At 68.2% G+C, this 20,242-nt stretch carries 20 protein-coding genes; 7 read left to right on the top strand and 13 right to left on the bottom strand.

The features are described 5' to 3' along the window. Positions 1 to 66: 66 nt before the first annotated feature. Genes pgfA through QC180_RS02970 form a run of 3 tightly spaced genes read right to left on the bottom strand, consistent with a single transcriptional unit; the run spans position 67 to position 2,112 of the window. Entirely contained in the window at positions 67 to 1,131 is a 1,065-nt protein-coding gene (gene pgfA, locus QC180_RS02980) for a cell envelope lipid trafficking protein PgfA (protein ID WP_278260986.1), read from the bottom strand. Further along, complete coding sequence (locus tag QC180_RS02975; RefSeq protein WP_278260985.1) at positions 1,128 to 1,298, bottom strand: DUF2613 domain-containing protein; 171 nt, start codon at positions 1,296 to 1,298, stop codon at positions 1,128 to 1,130. Before QC180_RS02975 ends, pgfA begins: the two co-directional genes overlap by 4 nt. 31 nt (positions 1,299 to 1,329) lie before the next feature. Further along, positions 1,330 to 2,112, bottom strand: coding sequence for an Rv1157c family protein (locus tag QC180_RS02970; protein WP_474646379.1), 783 nt, complete (start codon positions 2,110 to 2,112; stop codon positions 1,330 to 1,332). A gap of 84 nt (positions 2,113 to 2,196) precedes the next feature. Between QC180_RS02970 and QC180_RS02965 the strand changes: the two genes are divergently transcribed. Continuing rightward, entirely contained in the window at positions 2,197 to 2,820 is a 624-nt protein-coding gene (locus tag QC180_RS02965; RefSeq protein WP_278260983.1) for a TetR/AcrR family transcriptional regulator, read from the top strand. Between the two features lie 336 nt (positions 2,821 to 3,156). Here QC180_RS02965 and QC180_RS02960 read toward each other — a convergent pair whose 3' ends face one another. The 3 genes from QC180_RS02960 to QC180_RS02950 form a co-directional block, all read right to left on the bottom strand. Then, entirely contained in the window at positions 3,157 to 4,809 is a 1,653-nt protein-coding gene (locus tag QC180_RS02960) for an AAA family ATPase (RefSeq protein ID WP_278260982.1), read from the bottom strand. Between the two features lie 107 nt (positions 4,810 to 4,916). Next, positions 4,917 to 5,813 carry a hypothetical protein gene (locus QC180_RS02955; protein ID WP_278260981.1) on the bottom strand — a complete coding sequence of 299 codons (897 nt, stop codon included), beginning with the start codon at positions 5,811 to 5,813 and terminating at the stop codon, positions 4,917 to 4,919. Beyond that, positions 5,813 to 6,688 carry a 3-hydroxyacyl-CoA dehydrogenase family protein gene (locus tag QC180_RS02950; RefSeq protein WP_278260980.1) on the bottom strand — a complete coding sequence of 292 codons (876 nt, stop codon included), beginning with the start codon at positions 6,686 to 6,688 and terminating at the stop codon, positions 5,813 to 5,815. The genes QC180_RS02955 and QC180_RS02950 overlap by 1 nt, the downstream gene beginning before the upstream one ends. A 145-nt stretch (positions 6,689 to 6,833) precedes the next feature. Here QC180_RS02950 and QC180_RS02945 point away from each other — a divergent pair, with 145 nt between their 5' ends. From QC180_RS02945 to QC180_RS02920, 6 genes are all read left to right on the top strand, one after another. Continuing rightward, on the top strand, positions 6,834 to 8,189 hold the full coding sequence (locus QC180_RS02945) for a DUF445 domain-containing protein (RefSeq protein ID WP_278260979.1): 1,356 nt from the start codon (positions 6,834 to 6,836) through the stop codon (positions 8,187 to 8,189). Between the two features lie 105 nt (positions 8,190 to 8,294). Next, on the top strand, positions 8,295 to 9,086 hold the full coding sequence (locus QC180_RS02940; RefSeq protein ID WP_278260978.1) for a TIGR03084 family metal-binding protein: 792 nt from the start codon (positions 8,295 to 8,297) through the stop codon (positions 9,084 to 9,086). A gap of 332 nt (positions 9,087 to 9,418) precedes the next feature. After that, positions 9,419 to 10,081: a hypothetical protein gene (locus tag QC180_RS02935; RefSeq protein ID WP_278260977.1), complete on the top strand. Its 663-nt coding sequence runs from the start codon at positions 9,419 to 9,421 to the stop codon at positions 10,079 to 10,081. After that, entirely contained in the window at positions 10,078 to 11,259 is a 1,182-nt protein-coding gene (lhgO, locus tag QC180_RS02930) for an L-2-hydroxyglutarate oxidase (protein ID WP_278260976.1), read from the top strand. The genes QC180_RS02935 and lhgO overlap by 4 nt, the downstream gene beginning before the upstream one ends. Positions 11,260 to 11,327: 68 nt before the next feature. Continuing rightward, the gene (locus QC180_RS02925; protein WP_278260975.1) at positions 11,328 to 11,801 is read left to right on the top strand and encodes an SRPBCC family protein; all 474 of its coding nucleotides are present in this window, start codon (positions 11,328 to 11,330) and stop codon (positions 11,799 to 11,801) included. A 10-nt stretch (positions 11,802 to 11,811) separates the two neighbouring features. Next, complete coding sequence (locus QC180_RS02920) at positions 11,812 to 12,345, top strand: ribonuclease H family protein (RefSeq protein WP_278260974.1); 534 nt, start codon at positions 11,812 to 11,814, stop codon at positions 12,343 to 12,345. 84 nt (positions 12,346 to 12,429) lie between these two features. Here the strand turns inward: QC180_RS02920 and QC180_RS02915 are convergent, their stop codons facing one another. From QC180_RS02915 to QC180_RS02885, 7 genes are all read right to left on the bottom strand, one after another. After that, complete coding sequence (locus QC180_RS02915) at positions 12,430 to 13,206, bottom strand: hypothetical protein (RefSeq protein WP_278260973.1); 777 nt, start codon at positions 13,204 to 13,206, stop codon at positions 12,430 to 12,432. 132 nt (positions 13,207 to 13,338) lie between these two features. Next, complete coding sequence (locus QC180_RS02910) at positions 13,339 to 14,517, bottom strand: MlaD family protein (protein ID WP_278260972.1); 1,179 nt, start codon at positions 14,515 to 14,517, stop codon at positions 13,339 to 13,341. Beyond that, on the bottom strand, positions 14,514 to 15,602 hold the full coding sequence (locus QC180_RS02905; protein WP_278260971.1) for an MCE family protein: 1,089 nt from the start codon (positions 15,600 to 15,602) through the stop codon (positions 14,514 to 14,516). The genes QC180_RS02910 and QC180_RS02905 overlap by 4 nt, the downstream gene beginning before the upstream one ends. A gap of 8 nt (positions 15,603 to 15,610) precedes the next feature. Then, positions 15,611 to 16,723 (bottom strand): MlaD family protein, encoded by a 1,113-nt coding sequence (locus QC180_RS02900; RefSeq protein WP_278260970.1) that lies wholly within the window; start codon positions 16,721 to 16,723, stop codon positions 15,611 to 15,613. Continuing rightward, positions 16,720 to 17,715 carry an MCE family protein gene (locus QC180_RS02895; protein WP_278260969.1) on the bottom strand — a complete coding sequence of 332 codons (996 nt, stop codon included), beginning with the start codon at positions 17,713 to 17,715 and terminating at the stop codon, positions 16,720 to 16,722. The genes QC180_RS02900 and QC180_RS02895 overlap by 4 nt, the downstream gene beginning before the upstream one ends. Beyond that, on the bottom strand, positions 17,712 to 18,737 hold the full coding sequence (locus QC180_RS02890; protein ID WP_278260968.1) for an MCE family protein: 1,026 nt from the start codon (positions 18,735 to 18,737) through the stop codon (positions 17,712 to 17,714). The genes QC180_RS02895 and QC180_RS02890 overlap by 4 nt, the downstream gene beginning before the upstream one ends. After that, on the bottom strand, positions 18,734 to 20,236 hold the full coding sequence (locus tag QC180_RS02885; protein WP_278260967.1) for an MCE family protein: 1,503 nt from the start codon (positions 20,234 to 20,236) through the stop codon (positions 18,734 to 18,736). The genes QC180_RS02890 and QC180_RS02885 overlap by 4 nt, the downstream gene beginning before the upstream one ends. Positions 20,237 to 20,242: the final 6 nt, after the last annotated feature.

Genomic DNA, 20,242 nt, shown 5'->3' with positions numbered 1-20,242 from the left:
CACGGCGAACGCCCCGTCTTCCGGCCGGGGTGGAGCCGGGAGACGGGGCGTTCATCCTTGCAGGGGTCAGAGGTTTCGGTTGAACCTTTCGGTCGGGGGATCGATCAGGCGGCCGCGGCCACGAGCGCTCAGGACGCCGAGGACGATGCCGCCGATGAGGGCGATGCCGCCGACGATGCCGAGGATGATCGGCAGGGTGCTGCCGAACAGGGAGAGCTTGTCGAGGCTCTTCTGGGTGACTTCCATCTGCGCGTCGATGGTCGGCTGGTCGAAGACCAGGTGCGACTTGAGCGCGGTGACGTCGACCTTGTCGGCGCTGCGGCCGTAGAACAGGTGCAGGTGCTCGCCGCCCTTGAGGACCGCGCCGGTCTTCGGCTCGACCCACACGTCGCGGGTGTTGGTGTAGAAGCGGGTCATGGTGACCGGCTCCTCACCCTCGAGGCCCCACTTGAACGCGGGCAGGGTCAGCCGGTGCGTGGCGGCTGGGGTGACGTCCCACATGTTGGTGACCGGGATGGTCTGGCGGAAGTGGTAGACCGGCACGCCGTCGATCTCGGACTCCTCGACGAAGTCGATGTCGAAGGTGGCGCGGGCGTTGAGGTCGAAGTACGGGTAGGACTTCTTCTCGGTGCCGATCGGGAAGCGGTACTGCAGACCCACGCGCTGCGACGAGTCGGCGACCGGGTTGCCGGACTTGTCCACGCCGGTGGCGATGGAGCCGTTGGGCGAGGCGTCGATCGGCTCACCGGTGACGCGGTCGATGGTGACGCGGTCGATCGAGGCGGTCAGCAGACCGGTGTCGCCGTCGCGGTCGGTACGGCTGAGCGTCTGACCCGCCTGCACGGTCATCTCGTCGGCGCCCGAGGGCTCCTCGACGGTCAGGAACCGCTGCGAGAGCAGGGGCACGTTGGTGTCGATCTTGGCCGAACCCTCCGGCGCGGCGAGCGACTTCGAGTCCAGCACGATGCTTTCCTCGCCGGGCACGCTCTTGGCCACGGTGGTGATGCGCAGATCCAGCGGGGTCTTGGCGACCTTGCCGACGGTGTAGGTGGGGATCATGGCGGCGGCGGCCAGCAGCAGCGCACCGAGGCCGACGAGGATGCAGGCGATGGTCCTGCGCGCGCCGCTCATCGGCTGCCGTACTGCACGTTGCCCAGCACCGAGGAGCCCGGGTCAGCGGTGGTCTCGGGTGCGGGGATCGAATTCTGTTGTGCGGCCGCGGAGATGCCGATGACGGCAATCACCCCGAGAACCGCGCCTGCCAGCCCACTGATCAGGCCGGGAACGGCGAACTTCATAAAGATCGAAACTCCAATACGTGGCGTCGGCTCAGGCGACCGAGAAGAACCCCAGGGTGGGGGCGAACGAGCAGGTGCGGACCTCGGCGTCGGCGGTCGTCGTGGTCAGCGATCCGGAGATCACCGCGGCGATCCGGCCGGAGCCGGTGTCGGCGATGGCCGACAGCGTGGCGGGGCCGTCGGGGTTGATTCCGGCCTCGGTGGTGAGCGGTGCGTTGCCGGTGCGGCGGGTGTCGAGATTGATCCACTGCACCGTCATCGGCGGGTTCTGCGTGGCGGTGGGCGTCTTGGTGCCCAGCGCGGTGAAGACGAAGCCGGTCTGGCCCGCCTGCGGTCCCGGCGGCGGCAGTTCGGCCGGGCCCGCCACGGCCAGCGCGGTGCCGACCGAGTCCGAGGACGCGCCGATGCAGCCCTTGCCGATGGTCGGGTAGAGGAACTGCGAGATCACCGGTCCGTCGGCGGGCGGCAGATCGGGCCCGCCGCCACCGCTGCCGTCGAGGAAGGTGATGACCTTCTCCAGGGTGGCCTTGACCTGCGCGGGGATGCCGGGGGTGGCCAGCAGCACGCGCGCCTGCGCCAGGATCGCGCCCTGCGCGCCGTCGGCGATGGGGGCCGGGGCCGAGATGGCGCTTACCATCGTCGGTGCCAGGGCGGCCAGCACCTCGGAGGACACGTTCTCCGGGATCGCCGGAACGCTCGGCTGTGCCGCGGCAGGCTGCGGGGCAGCCATCGTCGGCGTCGGAGCAGCGAGTGAGGCACTCACCGCTAGTACGAATGCAGACAAAGCGGTCCGCGATCCTCGGGTGCGCAGCACTGGTCAGCCGTCCTTCTTGTTGTGAGAGGGATAAAGCACACCGGAAATGTCAGTGTTATCCCGGGTTTCAGATACTTTGGAGAGGTGACTACAGCGGACAGACGGTATGGGGGTCGTACGGTCGTCGCGCGTAAAGCCGAGCGGCGTCAACGGTTCCTGGAAGCAGCAACGCGCATCTTCGCCGAACGCGGCTACGCCACGTGCTCGCTCGCCGAGGTGTGTGCCGCGGCGGGGTTGTCCAAGCGGCAGTTCTACGAGGAGTTCGAGACCCGCGAGGACGTCCTGTTGGCGGCCTACGACCGGATCCAGGACGACGCGGCGACGGCGGTCGCGACCAGCCTGGTCGCGCTGACGAAGCCCACCGATCCGGAGACCGCGCTGCGGGCCGGTTTCGCGGCCTACCTCGAGTCGCTCGGCTCGGACCCGTATCGGGCCCAGGTGGCGCTCATCGAGGTGGTCGGGGTGAGCGACCGGATGGAGGACCGCCGACGCGCCCGCAGGCACGCCTGGGCGGCGCTGATCGACACCGCGCTCGAGGGCATCGGCGTGCGCCTGCGCGGCGGTGACGCCCAGCTGACGACGGCGCTGATCACCGGCGCGGTCAACGGCATGGCGCATGAATGGCTGCTGCGCGAGTCGCGCCCGCCGGTCGGCGAGCTGGTGGAGCTGCTCACCGGAGCGGCCCTGTCGCTCATCCTGACGGACTGATCCACGCCCAGCCGACGGGAGGGTGGCAACTTCGCGCACGTGCGGCAAGCTCAACCCTCTCCCTTTCCGGACATTGTGAGACCGGTCGGCTCCACAGTGTGGTCCGAGAGTTTGACACAATAGTGACCCAGATCGCAACGCCTGAATTTTTGAGACCGCAGTCACCTGCGGTGATGTCATCGATCAATGAATCCGCAGCGTAGCGATCCAGGGGTCTTGTCGACGAAGTCGAACTGGTCACTCGACTACCGGCGAGTAGGGACAGACGGGCCCGGGCAATCCAGCGGCAACCTGTTCCAGTTTCGCCATCGCTGCCGGGCCGCGACATGATCCGCCCTAGCCGAAGTCCATGCGCGGACGAGGAGGCCGCACGGCCGCGCCCGGTTCGTCGGCGGCGATCTCGGCCAGTGCGTGGGCCAGCGCCTCGGTGGCGGTGCTGTGGTCGCGCGCTCGGTCCGGTTCGTCGGTGGGGTGGGGGCGGAGTGGTTCGTGGCGGGCGCGGAGGCGGGCAACGAGGTCGGGGTGATGGTGGGGGTTCAGGTGGCGTAGGGCGGTGGCGCGCAGGTGGTCCAGTTGGGTGAGGACGGTCGGGGTGGTGACGTCGTGCACGACCAGGGCCGCTTCGGCGAACAGGTCGGGGCGGGCGGCCTGTTCGGCGAGGGTGGCGGCGGCGACACTGTGGTCGAGGCTGGTGGCGGTCCAGCCCGCGTCGAATTCGTCGCGGGCCAGCTCGATGAGCAGCGACGCGCGGGTGGCTTCGTCGGCGGTGGCAGCGGCCTCCAGGGCCCACTCACCGAAGCGGATCGCGGTGGTGGCTGCCGCCATCGCGCGCGCGGCGTGGGCGGCGCGGCGGAACCAGGCCAGGGCGACGGGGGTGAGCGTGCCGCAGGCGTGCCAGTGGGTCGCGATGACGCCCGCGAGCTCCGTGTCGGGTCCACCGCGCTCGGCGAGGGTCTCGGCGGCACGGCGGTGTAGTGCGGCGCGGTGGGCGGCGGTGAGCGCGGCGTAGACCGCGTCGCGGACCAGCGCGTGGCGGAAACCCGCTGTGCCGTCCTCGAACTCACGGACCAAGCCCGCCTCGATGGCCGCTGTGATCATCCGCTGGACTCGGGTGGTGGGGATCGCCGTGAGGTGGGCCAGGATCTCGGCATCGATGCGTTCGCCGAGCACGCTGGCCGCACTCAGCAGGGCGCTGTCGGTGGGGGTCAGCCGCTGTCTGCGAGCGAGAACCAGGTCGCGGACGGTGATGTCGCGGGCCGGACGAGCATCCGACAACCCGGGTCCATCGAGACGAGACCGGTCCTCTAGCGACGTCGTGACCAGTCCGAGCAGTAGCGGATCGCCGCCGGTCCGTGCGTGGACGCGGGCACTGAGACCTGCTCGGTAGCCGCACTGTTCGAGCCAGCCACCGACCTCCGACTCCGAAAACGCTGAGAGAGATAGGCATTCGACGTGGGGCAGCGATAGCCACTCCGGTAGCTCGGCCAGCAGCGCGTTCCCGGCGGGTTCGCGAGTGGTGCCGACGAACAGGACATTGTCGGAGGGGGAGGTGGTGACGAGGTGGGTGAGCAACTCCAGCGAGCACGAGTCGGCCCAGTGCAGGTCCTCCAGGATCACCGCCGATCCGGCGTCCTCGGTGGCGGCACGCAACGCGGCGGCGACCTCGACACACATTCGGAATCGTCGCGCCGCCACCGTCTTTCCCGGTTCGGTGATCGTGCGCAGGGCGTCGTCCATGCCGGGGACCGCCCTGGCGACCTGCCGCCAGGGCAGCAGCGGCGGCATACCGGCCGTGTCGATGGCGGCCCCGCGAGCCACCCGTAGGCCCGCCGCGACGGCCAGTTCGGCGGCCCGCTCGGCTAACCAGGTCTTGCCGATTCCGGCGGGGCCGCGCAGCAGCACGACCCGGCTCGCCCCTGCCGCGGTGGCGAGCACCGCTGCTCGCAATCGCGCGATCTCCGTCTGCCGTCCGACCGCCGGAATCTGCATCGACCAAGTATCACCGCAGTTCAGGGCCCCGCAGGGGATAATTCGCCCAGATCGGCGCCCCGCGGCAGTGGCCACACTCGCCAGGGCGGCGCTCGCCCCGGCGCGCCTTACGGCAGGTCGGCCAGGGCCAGGCCGGTGAGCGGGCTGCCGAGGCGTACGAGGGTGGTGTCGGTGCCCGCGGCGGTGTCGACGGCACGGATCGAACCGCCCAGATCGCTGACGAAGAAGCGGGAATCGAAGCCCGCCAGGCCGATCGCCTCGCGATACCCGCGCGAGAGGATCGACGGCGGCCCCGGCTCGGGCCGCACCTCGGCGCGGTAGAGCGCGTTGCCCGCTGGCTCGGCGCCGCGATCGGTCCACAGCAGGGTGCCGTCGTGTAGTTCGAGGTCGATGGGTTCGGGTAGGTCGCTCCACAGCAGCTCGATATCGGTGCGGGCGGCCGGGTCGGTGCCGGGCGGCAGGTCCAGCGGGGCACGGAAGATCCGGCCGTCCCCCGCCTTCGCGGCACCCTTCTGGGTCCAATAGACCTGGCGCCGATCGGGATCCACGCAGATCCCCACACACCAGTTGCGGGCGATCCGCGCGTCCGCCTCGCCCGCACCGGTCACGACCAGCCGACGCAGGTCCCCACCGGACAGGTCGCAGCTCAGTACCGCCATGCCCTCCCGGTCGCACCAATACAGCCTGCCCGCTTCGAAATCGGCGGTGAGCTGCTTGCCGGTGGTGAAGGCGCCGGGCGGCACCAGTACGGTACGATTGCCGCCGTCGAGATCGACGCGTTCGACAGAACCGTTGCGGGTGAAGAACTCCGGTTCGATACCGGGTGCGGTACCGGGATCGGGTCTGCCCATATTGGTCCAATAGATATGGCCACGCAGCTGGTCGACGACGATGCCGTCGGGCGCCTGGTCCAGGCCGTCGACCACGGTGCGCACGCGGCGTCCGTCCAGCGAGACCGCGTGGATGACACCGGCTTTCAGATCCAGCGCCAACAGTTCCGTCATCAGGACCGCTTCGACTGCGGGTAGTCGTCGTAGAAGCCTTCGCCGGTCTTCAGACCGAGCTTGCCCGCGTCGACATACTGATGCAGCAGTTTCACCGGGCCCTCGGGCAGATTCGGGTTCTCCTTGCGGTAGTGCTCCTCGATGTCGAGCACCACATCCAGGCCGACCTGATCCATCATCCGGAACGGGCCCGCCTTGGTGCCGAAGTTCAGCACGAACATGGCGTCGACGTCGGCGGGGATCGACACGCCCTCGTAGACCACCTCGAGCGCCTCGCGTTTGATGGCCGCCCAGATGCGGTTGAAGATGAAGCCGGTGCTCTCCTCGCGGCACAGGAACGGGTGCAGGCCGTACTCGCCGAAGATGGTCAGCACGAAGTCGAGGATGTCCTGGGAGGTCTGACCGTTGGACATCACGTCCAGCGCGGTCGACTGCGGCGGCATATAGAAATGGGTGTTGAGCATGCGGTCGGCCGTCGGCAGGCCCTCGGTGAACAGGCGGCTGGCGTAGGAGGAGGAATTAGAGGCCAGGATCGCGTCGGCGTCGGCCTGGGTGTCGAGCTGGGCGAAGACCTTCTTCTTCAGGTCGAGGACCTCGGGCACGGCCTCCACCACCAGCCAGGCGCCCGCGACCGCGTCTTTCTGCTCGCCGACGTACTCCGCCTTCCCGGGAGACCCGTCGGCGACCTGGGCCGCGACGGTGGGCAGCTGCTCGGTGACGAACTCGACCGCGGCCGCGCCCTGCTCGGCGTTCGGGTCGGTGATCCGGACGGTGCCGCCCCTGGTGGCGAACATCAGCGCGATGCGTCTACCGAGGGTGCCCGCCCCGATGACGGCGACCGGGCGGGTGCGGTGCTGCTGCGGAACTGTGCTCACGACGACTCCCAACTACCGAGGACGGGGGGAAGGTGACGCTCGTTCGACCACTAGGCAGTCTATCGGCCCGGAATGTGATTGGCTTATCCTCACGTTCTTGTAGATTCTTCGCGTTTTGCGCACGTCAGCACTAGGGGGCACCTCGATGACCACACTCGCCTCCGGCCTCTTCATCAACTGGGAGGAGCTGACGGGGCAGTCGAAATTCGTGGTCGATCTGGTGAGTTTCCCGATCTTCAGCGCGCTGGCGGGCTGGCTCACCAACTGGACCGGCGTGCTCATGCTGTTCTGGCCGGTGCAGTTCAAGGGCTTCCGGGTGCCGATGCTGCACGTGCTCTACCCGTACCTACCCCGGCGCGTGCAGGTGCTGCCGACCTTCTCCGGCGACGGCCGCAGGCTCGGTTTCCAGGGCTTCATCCCGGCGCGCGCGGAGAAGATGGCCAGCATCTGCGTGGACAAGGCGCTCATGCGCATCGGCAGTCCGCGCGATTTCATCCACGAACTCGACCTCGACGGCATCGGTGACTATCTGGCCGAGCGGGCGCGTCCGCAGGTGCAGCCGATCGTCGACGAGATCATGTACCGGGAGAACCCGGACCTGTGGCGCTCGCTGCCCCGGCAGGTGAAGCAGGCCGTCTACCAGCGCGTCGACCGGCAGCTGCCCGCGCTGAGCCGCCGCGCGTTCGCCAATCTGGGCGACAATATCGACCAGCTGCTGGATGTGAAGAACTTCGTCATCCGGTACCTGGAGAAGAACCCCTACATTCTCAAGGACCTCACCACCACCATCGCGGCGCCGGAACTGAAGTTCATGTCCCGCGTCGGTCTGCTCGGCGCGCCCTTCGGCCTGATCCTGGCGCTGTATCTGCACGTGCACCCGCAGATCCCGTATATCTCGGCCATTCCGGCCTGGGTGATCGTGCTGTTCGCCTCGGCCATGATCGGCGTGACGGTGAACGTGATCGCGATCAAGATGGTGTTCGAGCCGGGCGATCCGCAGCCGCGCTACAAGTACCTGTGGCGCCAGGCGCTGCTGGCCAAGCGGCAGCCGCAGGCCGCCACCGACCTCGCGCACATCCTGGCCTACCAGGTGCTGACCGTGGAGAACCTGTCCAACGAGCTGCTCGAGGGGCCCAACGGCGACAAGACCCGCCAGCTCATCGAGCGGGTGGTCGCCGAGGAGATCCACGAGCAGCTGGGCCCGACCGCGTTCATGGTGCGCGCGGCGATCGGCCGCAAGGGCTTCGACAATCTGGCGACCGCGGGCGCGGGGGCGGGGTTGAGCCTGGCGCCGAGCATGGTCGAGGACGAGAAGTTCGTGCGTGAGCAGGCCAAGAAGATCGACGCCTTCGCCGACCGCAAGCTCCAGAAACTGACGCCCGGCGAGTTCATGGAGATGTTCTACGCGGCCGTCGAACAGGACGCGTGGCTGCTGTATCTGCACGGCGGTGTGCTCGGCATCGCGGTCGGCGCCATCCACCTGCTGACCTTCGGCTGGTAGCTCCGCAATAACAAGCACGCGTGCTTGCCTTTTTTCTGCCCCGCTGCGATTCTGGGAGCAACGGCGCACCGGGCCCGGTCGCGCCATGATCCGGCAAGGGAACAGATGGCTGACCTCGCAGCGCTCCTCGACGACTTCGCCGCCGAATGCGCCGACCTGGAGAACCTGGTCGCACCGCTCACCGCCGAACAGTGGCAGACCCCCACCCCGGCCCCGCGCTGGGACATCGCCACCCAGATCGCTCACCTGGCCTGGACCGACGAGGTGTCGATCATCGCCGCCACCGACTCCGAGCGCTTCACCGCGCTAGTCACCGAGGCCGCCCCCAAGATGTTCACCTTCGTCGACGAGGCCGCCGAGGAACTCGCCCAGCTGCCGCCCGCCGAACTGCTCCCGCGCTGGCAGACCGGCCGCACCCAGCTCGCCGCCGCCCTCGCCGCCGTCCCCGCTGGCACCAAACTGCCCTGGTTCGGCCCCCCGATGAGCCCCGCCTCGATGATATCGGCGCGCATCATGGAGACCTGGGCCCACGGCCAGGACGTGGCCGACGCCCTCGACGTCACCCGCACGCCCACCGCCCGCCTGCGCACCGTGGCCCACATCAGCGTCCGCACCAGGAATTTCGCCTACGCCGTCCACGGCGAATCCGGCCCCACCGAGGAATTCCGCGTAGAACTGACCGCCCCCGACGGTTCGCTGTGGACCTGGGGCCCCGAAGACGCCACCCAGCGCGTCACCGGCCCCGCCCTGGACTTCTGCCTGGTCACCACCCAGCGCCGCCACCGCGCCGACACCACCCTGACCACCACGGGCCCCGACGCCGACCACTGGCTCACCATCGCCCAGGCCTTCGCGGGCCCACCCGGAGAAGGCAGGCAAGTGGGCCAATTCGCCTGACGGCGAAGAAACAGGCGAGCGTCGTTCAAGAGCGCCATTCGTTGCCGACTGCCCCGGACATCGTTGGCCGGGGGTTGACCTCCGTGGCAGTCGCGAATGACGCTCGCCTGCTTACGTGGAGTACCCGGTCCGCGGTGTGAGAAACCCGGCAGGGCCCCGAAACCGCTGGCGACCAGGATTGATACGTCAGCGTTTCAGATGTGGCTCTGATCTCACGACACGGAGCGGGTAACCGGGGAAACCAGCCCGTACCGTGGGAATCGAGGCGTGGCTTTCAACGATGCGGGCCCGTCATCGAGGGGTATCCCACAGGGACAGGAAGGAAACGCATCGTGGCCGCACATCGCCCTGCTCAGCTCGCCCGTCTGGGCGCCGTCGTCGCCGCGGGAGCCGCGAGCCTCTGCCTGACCGTCGCCGCGGGCGCCTACATCGTCAACCACATGCCCGAGCTGACGCCACCCACCAGCGATCAGGCCGACCCGACCGCGAGCCCGAACCCCGGGCACCCCCGTCCGGTGCTCGCCGAGGACACCGCGCCCCGCCGCTCCCACGAACCCGTCGAGCTGGCCTTCAGCTCCGGCCGCGTGGAGCCCACCGCGACGCGCGCGGCCGTGCACCAGTCCGAACTCGCCGCCAAGCCGGACGCGTCGTCGCTGGCCGGGCGGGTCCGTGTCGGCGGCACCTACGTCGGCGCCCAGGTGGCGCCCGCCCAGCGCGACACCGTGGCCCTCACCGTCGACACCAATCTCGGCGTGACGGCCTCGAAATACCTGGGTATCGCCGCCGATCCGACCGGCACCACCGCCCTGCGCACCGAACTCGACACCCGCCGTGGCGAACTGGTGTTCGTGCTGACCGATCCCACGCTGGGCACCCACACCCTGCGCGTGCAGCGCGTCGAGCAGCCCGCGACCGATCCGACCGCGACGCAGAGCGATCCGACCGCGACGCACAACCCGCCGACCGAGGCGGGCCCGACTACCGTCGGCGTGTGACCTACGACTTCTGCGTGGTCGGCGGCGGCATCGTCGGCGTGGCGACCGCGCACCGCCTGCTGAGCACCCGCCCCGGCGCGAGCCTGGTGCTGGTGGACAAGGAATCCACCCTCGGCGCGCACCAGACCGGGCACAACAGCGGCGTCATCCACTCCGGGATCTATTATCCGCCGGGCAGTTTGAAGGCCCGGCTGTGCCGCGCGGGCGCGCGCTGGACCAAGGAGTTCGCCGCCGCCAACGACATCCCCTTCCGCGAGTGCGGAAAGCTGCTGGTGGCCACCGATTCCGTCGAGGACGAGCGGCTGCGCGCGCTGTATCAGCGCTCGATCGACAACGATGTGCGGGTGCGCGCGGTCGACGCGGCGGAGCTCAAACGCCGGGAACCGCACGTGCGCGGGGTCAGCGCGCTGTTCGTGCCCGATACCGGCATCATCGACTACGCCCGCGTCACCGCCGCGCTGGCCGCGCGGGTGCGGGAGCTGGGCGGCGAGATCCGGCTCGACACGGCGGTCGAGGCGATCAGCGAAACCGATTCGGCCGTCACCGTTTCCGGGCCGACCGGCTCGATCACCGCGCGCACACTGGTGGTCTGCGCTGGCCTGCAGGCGGATCGGTTGGCGCGAACGGCCGGAATCCGCACCGATTTCCGGATCGTGCCGTTCCGCGGCGAGTACTACCGGCTACCCGCCGCGCGCGCCGATCTGGTCTCCACACTGATCTATCCGGTGCCCGATCCCGCGCTGCCGTTCCTGGGCGTGCACCTGAGCCCGACCATCGACGGCGAACTCACCGTCGGCCCGAACGCGGTGCTCGGCCTGTCCAGGGAGGGCTACCGCAAGGGCAGCGTGAACCCCCGCGACGCGCGCGAGGCGCTGGGTTTCCCCGGGCTGCGTCGGGTGGCCCGCGCGCACCTGCGCACCGGTGCCAGGGAACTGCGCAATTCGCTGTTCAAGCGCGGCTACCTGGCCGAATGCCGCAAGTACTGCCCGGAGCTCACCGTCGAGGATCTGCTCCCGCACCGCGCGGGCATCCGGGCCCAGGCGGTGCTGCGCGACGGCACCCTGGTGCACGACTTCCTGATCGAGCGCACCCCGCGCTCGATCCACGTGCTCAACGCGCCGTCGCCCGCCGCCACCTCGGCGATGCCGATCGCGAAGTACCTGGTCGATCAGCTCTGAGGGCCAATCCGGCAAATAAAGAGGAGATTTGTAGTACTTTTGGCGCCATCCGTCATCAGGGAGGGCCGATGGGCCACATCAGGTACGCGAGCGACGTCGGCGCACCCGTCGACGCGGCGTTCGCCTACGCCGAGGATTTCCAGCACGCCCCGCACTGGATGTACGGCGTGCGCGCCATCGCCGCCGACGGCGCCCCCGCGCGCGGTCTCGGCGCCGCCTTCACCATGAGAGTCCGCCTGCTCGGCGTGATCCCACTGCGCGCGACCTGCGAGATCACCGAATACCGACGCAACGCGGTGATCGGGTATACCCTGCGTGGGCGGGTATACGGAACCGTGACACTGCGGTTCGACCCACTCGGCTACGAACGGTCGGTGCTGACCTCCGAAGCCGACTATCCACCACCACGCGGTGTGTTCGGCCGCCTGTGCCACGGCCTGGTAGACGCGGCCGCGAAATCGGCACTGCGCCGCACGGAGTCGCGGTTGCGAAGGGAGATAGAGGCATTCCACGGTACCGATCTTGTCGGCCGGATCGCCTAGGGTGGCGGTCATGATCATCGTGAGCACCGACGGGTCCTGCCTGCGTAATCCCGGCGGGGCCATCGGCTGGGCCTGGGTGAATCATCAAGGCCCCTCGGCCAGCGGGGGCGCGGTCACCGGTACCAACCAGATCGCCGAGCTACGCGCGGTACTCGAAGCCATCCTCGCCCATCCCGGCGACGAGCCGATGCTCATCGAGAGCGACTCGCTCTACGCCATCAAATGCGCCTCGGAATGGATCACCAGCTGGCGCCGCAACGGCTGGCGCACCTCCACCGGCGGCGCGGTGAAGAACATCGAGATCATCAAGCAGATCGACCGGGCCATCACCACCCGCGAAGGACCGGTGCGTTTCCGCTGGGTCCGCGGGCACGTGGGCAACTACTTCAACGAGCAGGCCGACAAGCTGGCCGGGATCGCGGCGCGCGAGGCGTCGGCCAACAGCCGCGAACACCCCGTTCCGGCCACCAAGACCACCGAACCGCGGGCCACCACAGGGAAGCCGGTCGCACCGGCGACACCAGGGGCACTCACCCTGTTCTGACGAGTGCGACCGGAGTGAACCCGCACGAAGACGCCGACGGCGGCAGAGGAGCCTTCCTCTGCCGCCGTCGGCGTTTCACTCAGCTCAGTTGCCGGGCGCGGGCGCGGGGGCCGGAGCGGGCGTCTGCGGCGCCTGCGAGCCCGAGGCGCCGGGCGCGGTGGCACCGCCGCCGGGGACGCTGCTGTTCTTGAGCAGCGGCGAATCCAGCTTGCTGACCAGCCACTTGCCGTCACCGGAACGCTCGAGGGTCATCTCGATCGCGAACATCATCCGGTCGGCTTCGGGCTGGGTGAAGTTGGTGCGGTACTGGGTCATGGTGACCAGCGCCTTGACGTCCTCGGTGCTGCCCGAGATGTAGGCGCACTGCACGTCCTCACCGCGCGACTTCACCTGGGCCTGGACCATCGCGCCCTTGAGCGCCTCGCTGGCGTCGCTGAATTCCTTCAGGTAGTCGCCGGTGGCGCCCGCCTTCATCGACTCGATGTAGGCGTCGAGGTTCTGCGAGTAGTCGTAATTGGCCAGGATGTTGCCGTAGTCGCAGGCCGCCTTCGTCGAGTCGGCGATGGCGTCGAGCTTGTCGGCCTTGTTGCTGTTCTGCAGGAAGAACACCACACCGGCGGTGATCGCTCCGACGGCGACCACGCCCGCGATACCCGCCGCGATCCAGCCGGTCGAGCTCGATGGCCCGGTCTTCGGGGCGGGGGCCGCAGCCTTCGCACCGGTCGCGGTTTCTGCCTTGACAGTGGCCTGGTCGACCTCGGGAGTCGCCGCCGCACCCTTGACAGTGGGGGCGTCCTTGGTCAGATCGGGCTTGTCCGCCGCGGCAGCGTCCTTCTTGCTCTCGGCGTCGTCGCTGGTCATCGAATCAATCCTGCTCTTTCCCGGCACATACATCGCACCGATATCCTTCGTGCGGCCCGTGAGCCGGGCCACACGCTCTCCCGCGAGTATGCCCGGTCCGGTCGCGCGGCGTCCGAACCGGGCAGCAACTCATCAGTTGACCGGGCGCGGAGTCCGCTCGTTCGGGTCGACACCCGGCGGCATCTGCGCGCCGTTGTTGGGCACATTCGGGCGCGGCGCGTTGGCCGAACCACGGATCTGCTGATCGGCGGGCGGGTTGGTGCAGTAGTTCCACCTGGGGATGGACCCGTCCTGGACCTCTTCGTTGCGGCGGTACTCGGTGTCGTAGTTACACGTCGGCCGCGGCCAGATGTCGATGATGGTGTGGAACTCGCCGTCGTGGGCCGGGACCGCGATCGACTCCAGACCCAGCGCCAGCGAGGGGAACAGCAACCGCAGAGCGGGCTGGCGCAGCTGCGCCGCCTTGGTGATGGCGACGAAGTTGGCGGCCAGCGAGCTGATCGGGTCGGCGGTCTGGTCCAGCACCGCGCCCAGCGCCTCGAACTGCCCCGGCGCGTTGTCCAGGATGCCCTGCAGTTCGGCGTTGGCGTTGTTGAACTGGGTCAGCAGCGCACCGGAGTTCTGGGTCAGCGTCTGCAGATCCGGCTGGGCGTGCGAGGTGGTCTCGGCGATCACCCGCAGGTTCTTGATCAGGTTCACCGTCTGCGGCAGCAGGTTGTCGAGCCCGGCCACGGCCAGGCTGACACCGTTGATCAGGCCGCGCAGCTGATCCGGACCGGCCCCGAGCGCGATGTCGAGCTCGTTGAGGATGGTCTTGAACTGCTCCGGGTTGACCTGCGAGATCAGCGCGCTGGTGTCGTCGAGGACCGCCCACACCGGCACCGGGGTCTTGATCTGGTCCGGGTTGAACTGGATCACCGCGCCGTCGGCCAGGAACGGGCCGACATCGCTCTTGGGCCGGAAGTCGATGTACTGCTCACCGGCGGCCGAGAGCGCCGCCACCTGGATGGTGGTGTCGACCGGGATCTTGTAGCTCTTGTCGATCTGCGCCTTGGCGGCGATCGACTGGCCCTGATCGATCAGCTCGATCGAGACGACCTTGCCGATGCGGTGCCCGCGCAGGGTCACGTCGTTGCCCGGCTGCAGACCGCCGGAGCGGTCCAGGTTGACCGTCACGTCGTACTCCGAGCGCAACGGGTTCACCCGCATCACGTTGACCAGCAGGTAGGTCGCGCCGACCAGCAGCACCAGCACGAGCGCACCGTTGGCCAGCAGGACCTTGCTGAATTTCAACTTCTTCAGCTGGCTCAATTGTGGCCTCCCACTCGGCCCTGAACGATCTGCAGCACCTGGATGAAGCTGCCGACGAAATCGTTCACGTCTTTCAGATCGGGGAACTTGCTGTTGGCCGGATCGGTGAGCAACCCGATGTCGAGGTTGGTCAGCGTCGCGTACGGCGCCAGCGACTTGCCCTGGAAGGTCGCGTTCGCGCCGGGGCGGATCGCGTGCAGCTGGTCGAGGACGTAGCCGAAGCTGTCGCCCGAGGCGGCCAGTGCGTTCATCAGGTTGTCGAGATTGGTGAGCAGGCTGGAGAGCTGGTCACCGGTGGTGTTGGAGTAGTCGCCCAGCGCCGCGCTGGCGGTGGACAGCTTGGTGAGCAGGTCGCCGATGGCCCGGTTGTTCTCGGCGATGGCGCCGATGGCCTGCGGCAGGGTGTCGGCCACCTGACCGAGCTGGCCCTTGTTGACCTCGATGGTGTTGGCCAGCGAGTTGAACTCGGTGAGCACCGTGTCGACGCGGGCGCTGTTGGCGTTGAGTTCGCCGACCACGCCGGTCATCTCGGTGATCAGGTGCGCGAGCTCGCCACCGTGACCGTTGAGGATCGAGCCCAGCTCGGTGCCCAGGCGGCTCAGACTGGCGACGCCGCCGCCGTTGAACAGCATGGAGACCGAGATGAGCAGCTCTTCGACGGTGGCACCGGCGGAGGTGTAATCCCTGGTCAGGGTGTCACCGTCGGCCAGGGTGCCGCCGCCCGATGGCGTCTTCGGCTCGCTCAGCGCGATGAAGACGTCACCGAGGGGAGTGGCCTGACGCAGCTCGGCGGTACTGCCCTTGGGCAGCGTGATGTCGGTGCTGATCTCCATGTCGACGACGGCCTGGAAGTTCTTCGTCTTGATGGAGGACACCACGCCGACATCGGAGCCACCGATCTTCACCTTGGCCTGGTCCGGCAGGTTCAGCGCGTTCTCGAACTCCGCGTGCAGGGTGTAGGTGTCGCCTTCGGCGCCCGGAGTGGGCAGCGGCAGATCCTCCACCGTGAAACCACAACCGGTGGTGATGGCCACCATGGCCAGCGCGGCCGCCGAGAGCATCGCGCGGCGGGCTTTCGTCGTCATACGTAGGGTCATTTCGTCAGTCCGAGCAGTGCGGCGGTGAGCCCGTAGTCGGGGCCGAAGTCCTGGACGTTCCCGGTGCGGCAGCCATCGGACTTCAGCTGGATCCGCTCACAGAACACGCTGACGATCTCGCCCGAGAGGGCGGTGCCGATCAGGCCGTGCAGCCGGACGAAGCCCTTCTCCTTGTTCATGGCGCCGTCGATGTTTTGCATCAGCAGCGGGACGATGTCGACGATCTCGACCATCGCGCCGGAGTTGGCGCGCAGCTGGTTGCTGACATTGGTCAGGCCGGTCAGCGACGACGACAGCTCGTCGGCGTGATCGGAGAAGGCCACCGAGGTGTTGGCCAGGAACTGGTTGAGCTGATCCAGCGTGGCCTGCAGACCCGGAGCCTGCTCGGCCAGCAGTCCCGACATCGCCGTGACCCGGTCGCTGAAATCGCGCACCGACTGGTCGTTGTCGGCCAGCATCGTCGTCAGCTCGTTGAGCTTGATGATGATGTTGGAGATGGCGTCCTTGTTGTCGATACCCACCTTGAGCGCGCCCGAGAGCGCGTCGAGGGTCTCGCGGATCTTCTGCCCGTTGCCGTTGAGCACCGGGTAGAGCACCCGACCCGAGAGCGGGCCGAGCCCCTCCTGGCCCTCTTCGGGCTTGAGCGCCGCGGAGAACTGGTCGATGGTCTTGATCATCGTGTCCAGCTCGACCGGGGTGCGGGTGCGGGCCTTGGGCAGGTGGTCACCGGACTTCAGGGCGTCACCGCCGGTGTAGGGCGGGGTGATCTCGATGTGGCGGTCGGTCACGATCGAGGGCGAGATGATCGCCGCGATCGCGTCCTTGGGGATCTTGACCCCGGCGTCGACGGTCATGTGGACCTCGACGTAGGTGCCCTTGGGCACGATCTTGTCGACGGTGCCCACCGCCAGGCCGAGGACCATGATCTCGTTGCCCTCGTACATACCGGCGATGTTCTCGAAATCGGCCGTGATCTTGGTCGAGCGGCCCAGCGCGTCGTCGAACTGACTGGGCAGCAGCGAGCAGCTGCCCAGTACCAGCGCGGTGGCGCCGATCATCATGGTCCGCGCGACCGAGCGCGCGCCACGGAGCTTGTTGGTCAGTTTCATCCTGCGCACCCCTGGATCACCTGAACGAAGCACAGCCAGTTGTCGGGGAACAGCCACGGCAGCGAGACCTCGCCGTAGTTGCCGTTACCCAGCGCGTTGTTGAAGTAGCGCGCTGTGGGCTGACCGATCTGCAGCAGCCGGTCGAGGTTGTCCTTGTTCTTCTGCAAGCCCTCGGCCATGGTGTTGAGCTGGCCGATGGTGTCACCGATCTGGTTGCCGTTCTGGGCACCGATCTCCTCGAGCTGACGGGTCAGCGTCGCGATGTTGTCGAGCAGCTGACGCAGCAGGTTCTGCCGCTCCATCACCCGGTTGGCGATGGCCTCGCCCTGGGTGATCACCAGCAGGATCGAGTTGCGGTTGTCGGCCAGCAGCTGGGTGACCCGGTTGAGGTCCTTGAGCAGCCCGTCGACGTCGGTCTTGCGCTGGTCGATCACCTTGGCCACCGCGCCGACGCTGTCGAGCGCCTGCGCCACCAGCTCCGGCGAGTCACCGAGCTGGGAGTTGATGGTGTTGAGCGACTGCGCCAGCAGCTTGGTGTCGAGCTCCTCGAACTTCGGGGTGCCGACCTGCACCACGTCCGCGATGTTGTACGGCACGTCGGTGTTGGCACGCGGGATGACGTCGTCCTTCAGGCCCGAGCCGTCGCCGGGCTGCAGGTCGACGTAGCGCGCGCCCAGCAGCGTCGCCATCTTGATGGCGGCGTGCGCGTCGGGACCGAACTTCAGCGAGCTGTCCACATCGAGGCTGACCACCACGTGATCGCCCTCGATCTTGGCGCCCGAGACCGTGCCGACCTGCACACCGGACACGGCGACCTTGTCACCGACCCGGATGCCCGCGGCCTGCACGAACTCCGCGTCGATGGTCTGCTTGCCGAGCCCGATGAACTGGTAGACCGTCGATCCGACCAGCAGCAGCACGATCACCAGCGAGCCGATGACGCCGAGCCAGAAATTGCGGTTGCCCAGGAACGTGGCCTTGATCTTGCTCATCGGCACACCTCCGAATGCGCGGTGCCACCGATCTGGCTGAAGATGCCGCGCGGGAAGAGCACGCCGTAGAGCGAGACGTCCAGGCTGCACAGGTACGCGTTGGCGAAGGCACCCTCGGAGGTCATCCGGCCGAGGTCGGCCAGCATCGACGGCATGTCGATGGCGGCCTGGTCGAGCTTGGCGCCGTTGGTCAGCAGCAGGTTCAGCGCGGCGGTGGTCGAGTTCTGCGCCATCGCCAGCTTGGGCTGGATCTTGCTCATCATGCCGACCAGGGAGGTGGTCGCGTCGGCCAGCGTCACGGTGGACGCCTGCAGCGACTGGCCCTGGTCGTAGAGACCGCCGATCAATGCCCGGGTCTGGGTAACCAGGGTCTCCAATTCATCCCCTCGCTTGGCCAACCCGGCCATCACACCGGACAGGTTGGTGATCACGTCGGACAGGATCGCGTCGCGACGCTGGAAATCGGTGGCCAGCTGCGCGGCCTGCACGATGAACGCCGACAGCGAGACCCCGTCGCCCTGCAGCGCCTGGATCAGCGTCTCCGACATCGCGTTGACCTCGGCCGGTTCCAGCGCCTGGAACAGCGGCTGGAAACCGTTGAGCAGCGCGGAGATGTCGAACGAGGGCTCGGTGCGGTCGAGCGGGATGGTGGCCCCGCTGCGCAGTTCCTTCGGGCTCGGTTCCTTGCCCGGGGCCAGCGCGACATAGCGCTGGCCGATCAGGTTCTGGTACCGGACCAGGGCCTTGGTGTCGTCGAAGACCGGCTGGTCGCTCTGCACGATGAACGACACCTTGGCGTCGTTCTTGCCGTCGAGCTCGATCTTCTCGACCTTGCCCACGCGCACGCCCGCCATGCGGACGTCGTCGCCGGGGCGCAGGCCCAGCACATCGGTGAAGATCGCGGTGTACTTGCGGGTGTCGCCGTCGACCGTGCGGGCCAGCGTGTTCCACACGACGACCGTCACCAGCAGGGAGACGAGCGCGAAGATACTGAACCCGATCAGTGGCTTGCGGATACTCATGCGCCACCCCCGTTGTCGGACACGTGCAGGGTTCCGCCCTTCATGATCGGACCGAGCAGCAGATACTCCGAGACGTTGGGGTCACGTCCCAGCAGTTTCGACATCGCTGCGTCGCCGGTGTACGAGATCGGCGTGCCCGCGGGCACTGTCGCCGGTTCCGGCGCGGGAGCCGGGTCCGGCGCGGACGCCGGAGCGGGCGCGCCACCCAGCACACCGGGCAGGCCCGGAATCTGGATCGAGGGCACCAGACCCTCGAGCGGCGTACCGGCGAACGGCTTCACCTCGGTGCCCTGCGCGGTCTGCATCGGCGCGCCGGGGGAGGTCAGGCCGGGGATGTCGGGCAGGCCCGGGATCATCTGCAGCGGCGGCAGTCCGGCGGCCGAGTCCAGCGCCCGGGGACGCAGGTTCTCCGGCACCGGCGGCAGCGAGACCTCGGCGGGCGCGGTGAAGCAGCTCGGGCCGAGCAGGTCGCCGTAGCGCGGGCAGTCCGCGACGGTGTTGGGCTGGTACGGCGTGAACGTCAGACCGGCGTTCCACACCATCTGGTTGGCCGGACCACCGTGCATGGTGGTGTTCAGCGCGGCCAGCGAGGGACCGAAGACCTGGAAGGTCTTGGTGATCGAGGCCGGGTCGTCGGCGAGCGCGCCGAGGGTGGCGTTCATCCCGACGGTCACCTCCTTGCCGACATCGGGGTTGCTGGCGAACAGGTCGTTGACCTGGTCGGTGGTCGCGCTCGCACCGGCCAGCAGGGCGATCAGCTGATCGCGCTTGGTGGCGATGGTGGTGGCGGTCTGCACCGAGCTGCCCAGCACGTCCATCAGCTCCGGCGCCGACTGGTTGAGCGCGTGCGCCGAGGCGGAGAAGTTGTCGAGCATGCCGCCCAGGTTCGGGCCCGCTTCGGCGACGGTCGTCAGCCAGTGGTCCAGGCGCTGGATGGTCGAGCCGGGCACGCGGCCACTGCCGTCGAGGGCCTGGGTGAGGGTGCCGAGCACCCGACCCAGCTGCACCGGGTCGACCTGGTCGAGGATGTCGCGCACCGTGGTGAGCGTGTCCTGCAGCGCGATGGTGCCCTCGCTGCGGTCCTCGGGGATCTGCGAGCCCTCTTTCAGGTACTGATTGGACGGGCCGTTGAAGACCAGCTCCACCGAGGTGACCGCGAACAGGTTGCTCGGCACCACGCGAGCGGTGACGTTGTTCGGGATGTCACCGGCGAACTCGGGCTTGAGCTCGATGTTCACCTTCTGCTCGGCGCCCTTGTTGGCGATCTCGACGTCCTTGACGGCGCCGACGAGCACGCCGCGGAACTTCACGTCGGCCTTGGACGGCAGGCCGTCACCGGTGGTCGACAGGTTGGCGACGACGTTGACCTTCGGCACGAAATAGCCCTGGTAGCGGGCCATCAGGAAGCCGAGGATCACGGCGAACACCACGACACCGCAGGCACCCGCGATGTAGAGCTGTTTCATGGTGGGTCCGCGCCCACTGGGATCGATGATCATCGCGCG

Source organism: Nocardia anocheti, from assembly GCF_029675105.1.
Taxonomy (GTDB): domain Bacteria; phylum Actinomycetota; class Actinomycetes; order Mycobacteriales; family Mycobacteriaceae; genus Nocardia.
Note: the sequence above shows the minus strand (reverse complement) of the source record. Positions and strands in the feature narration are given on the sequence as shown.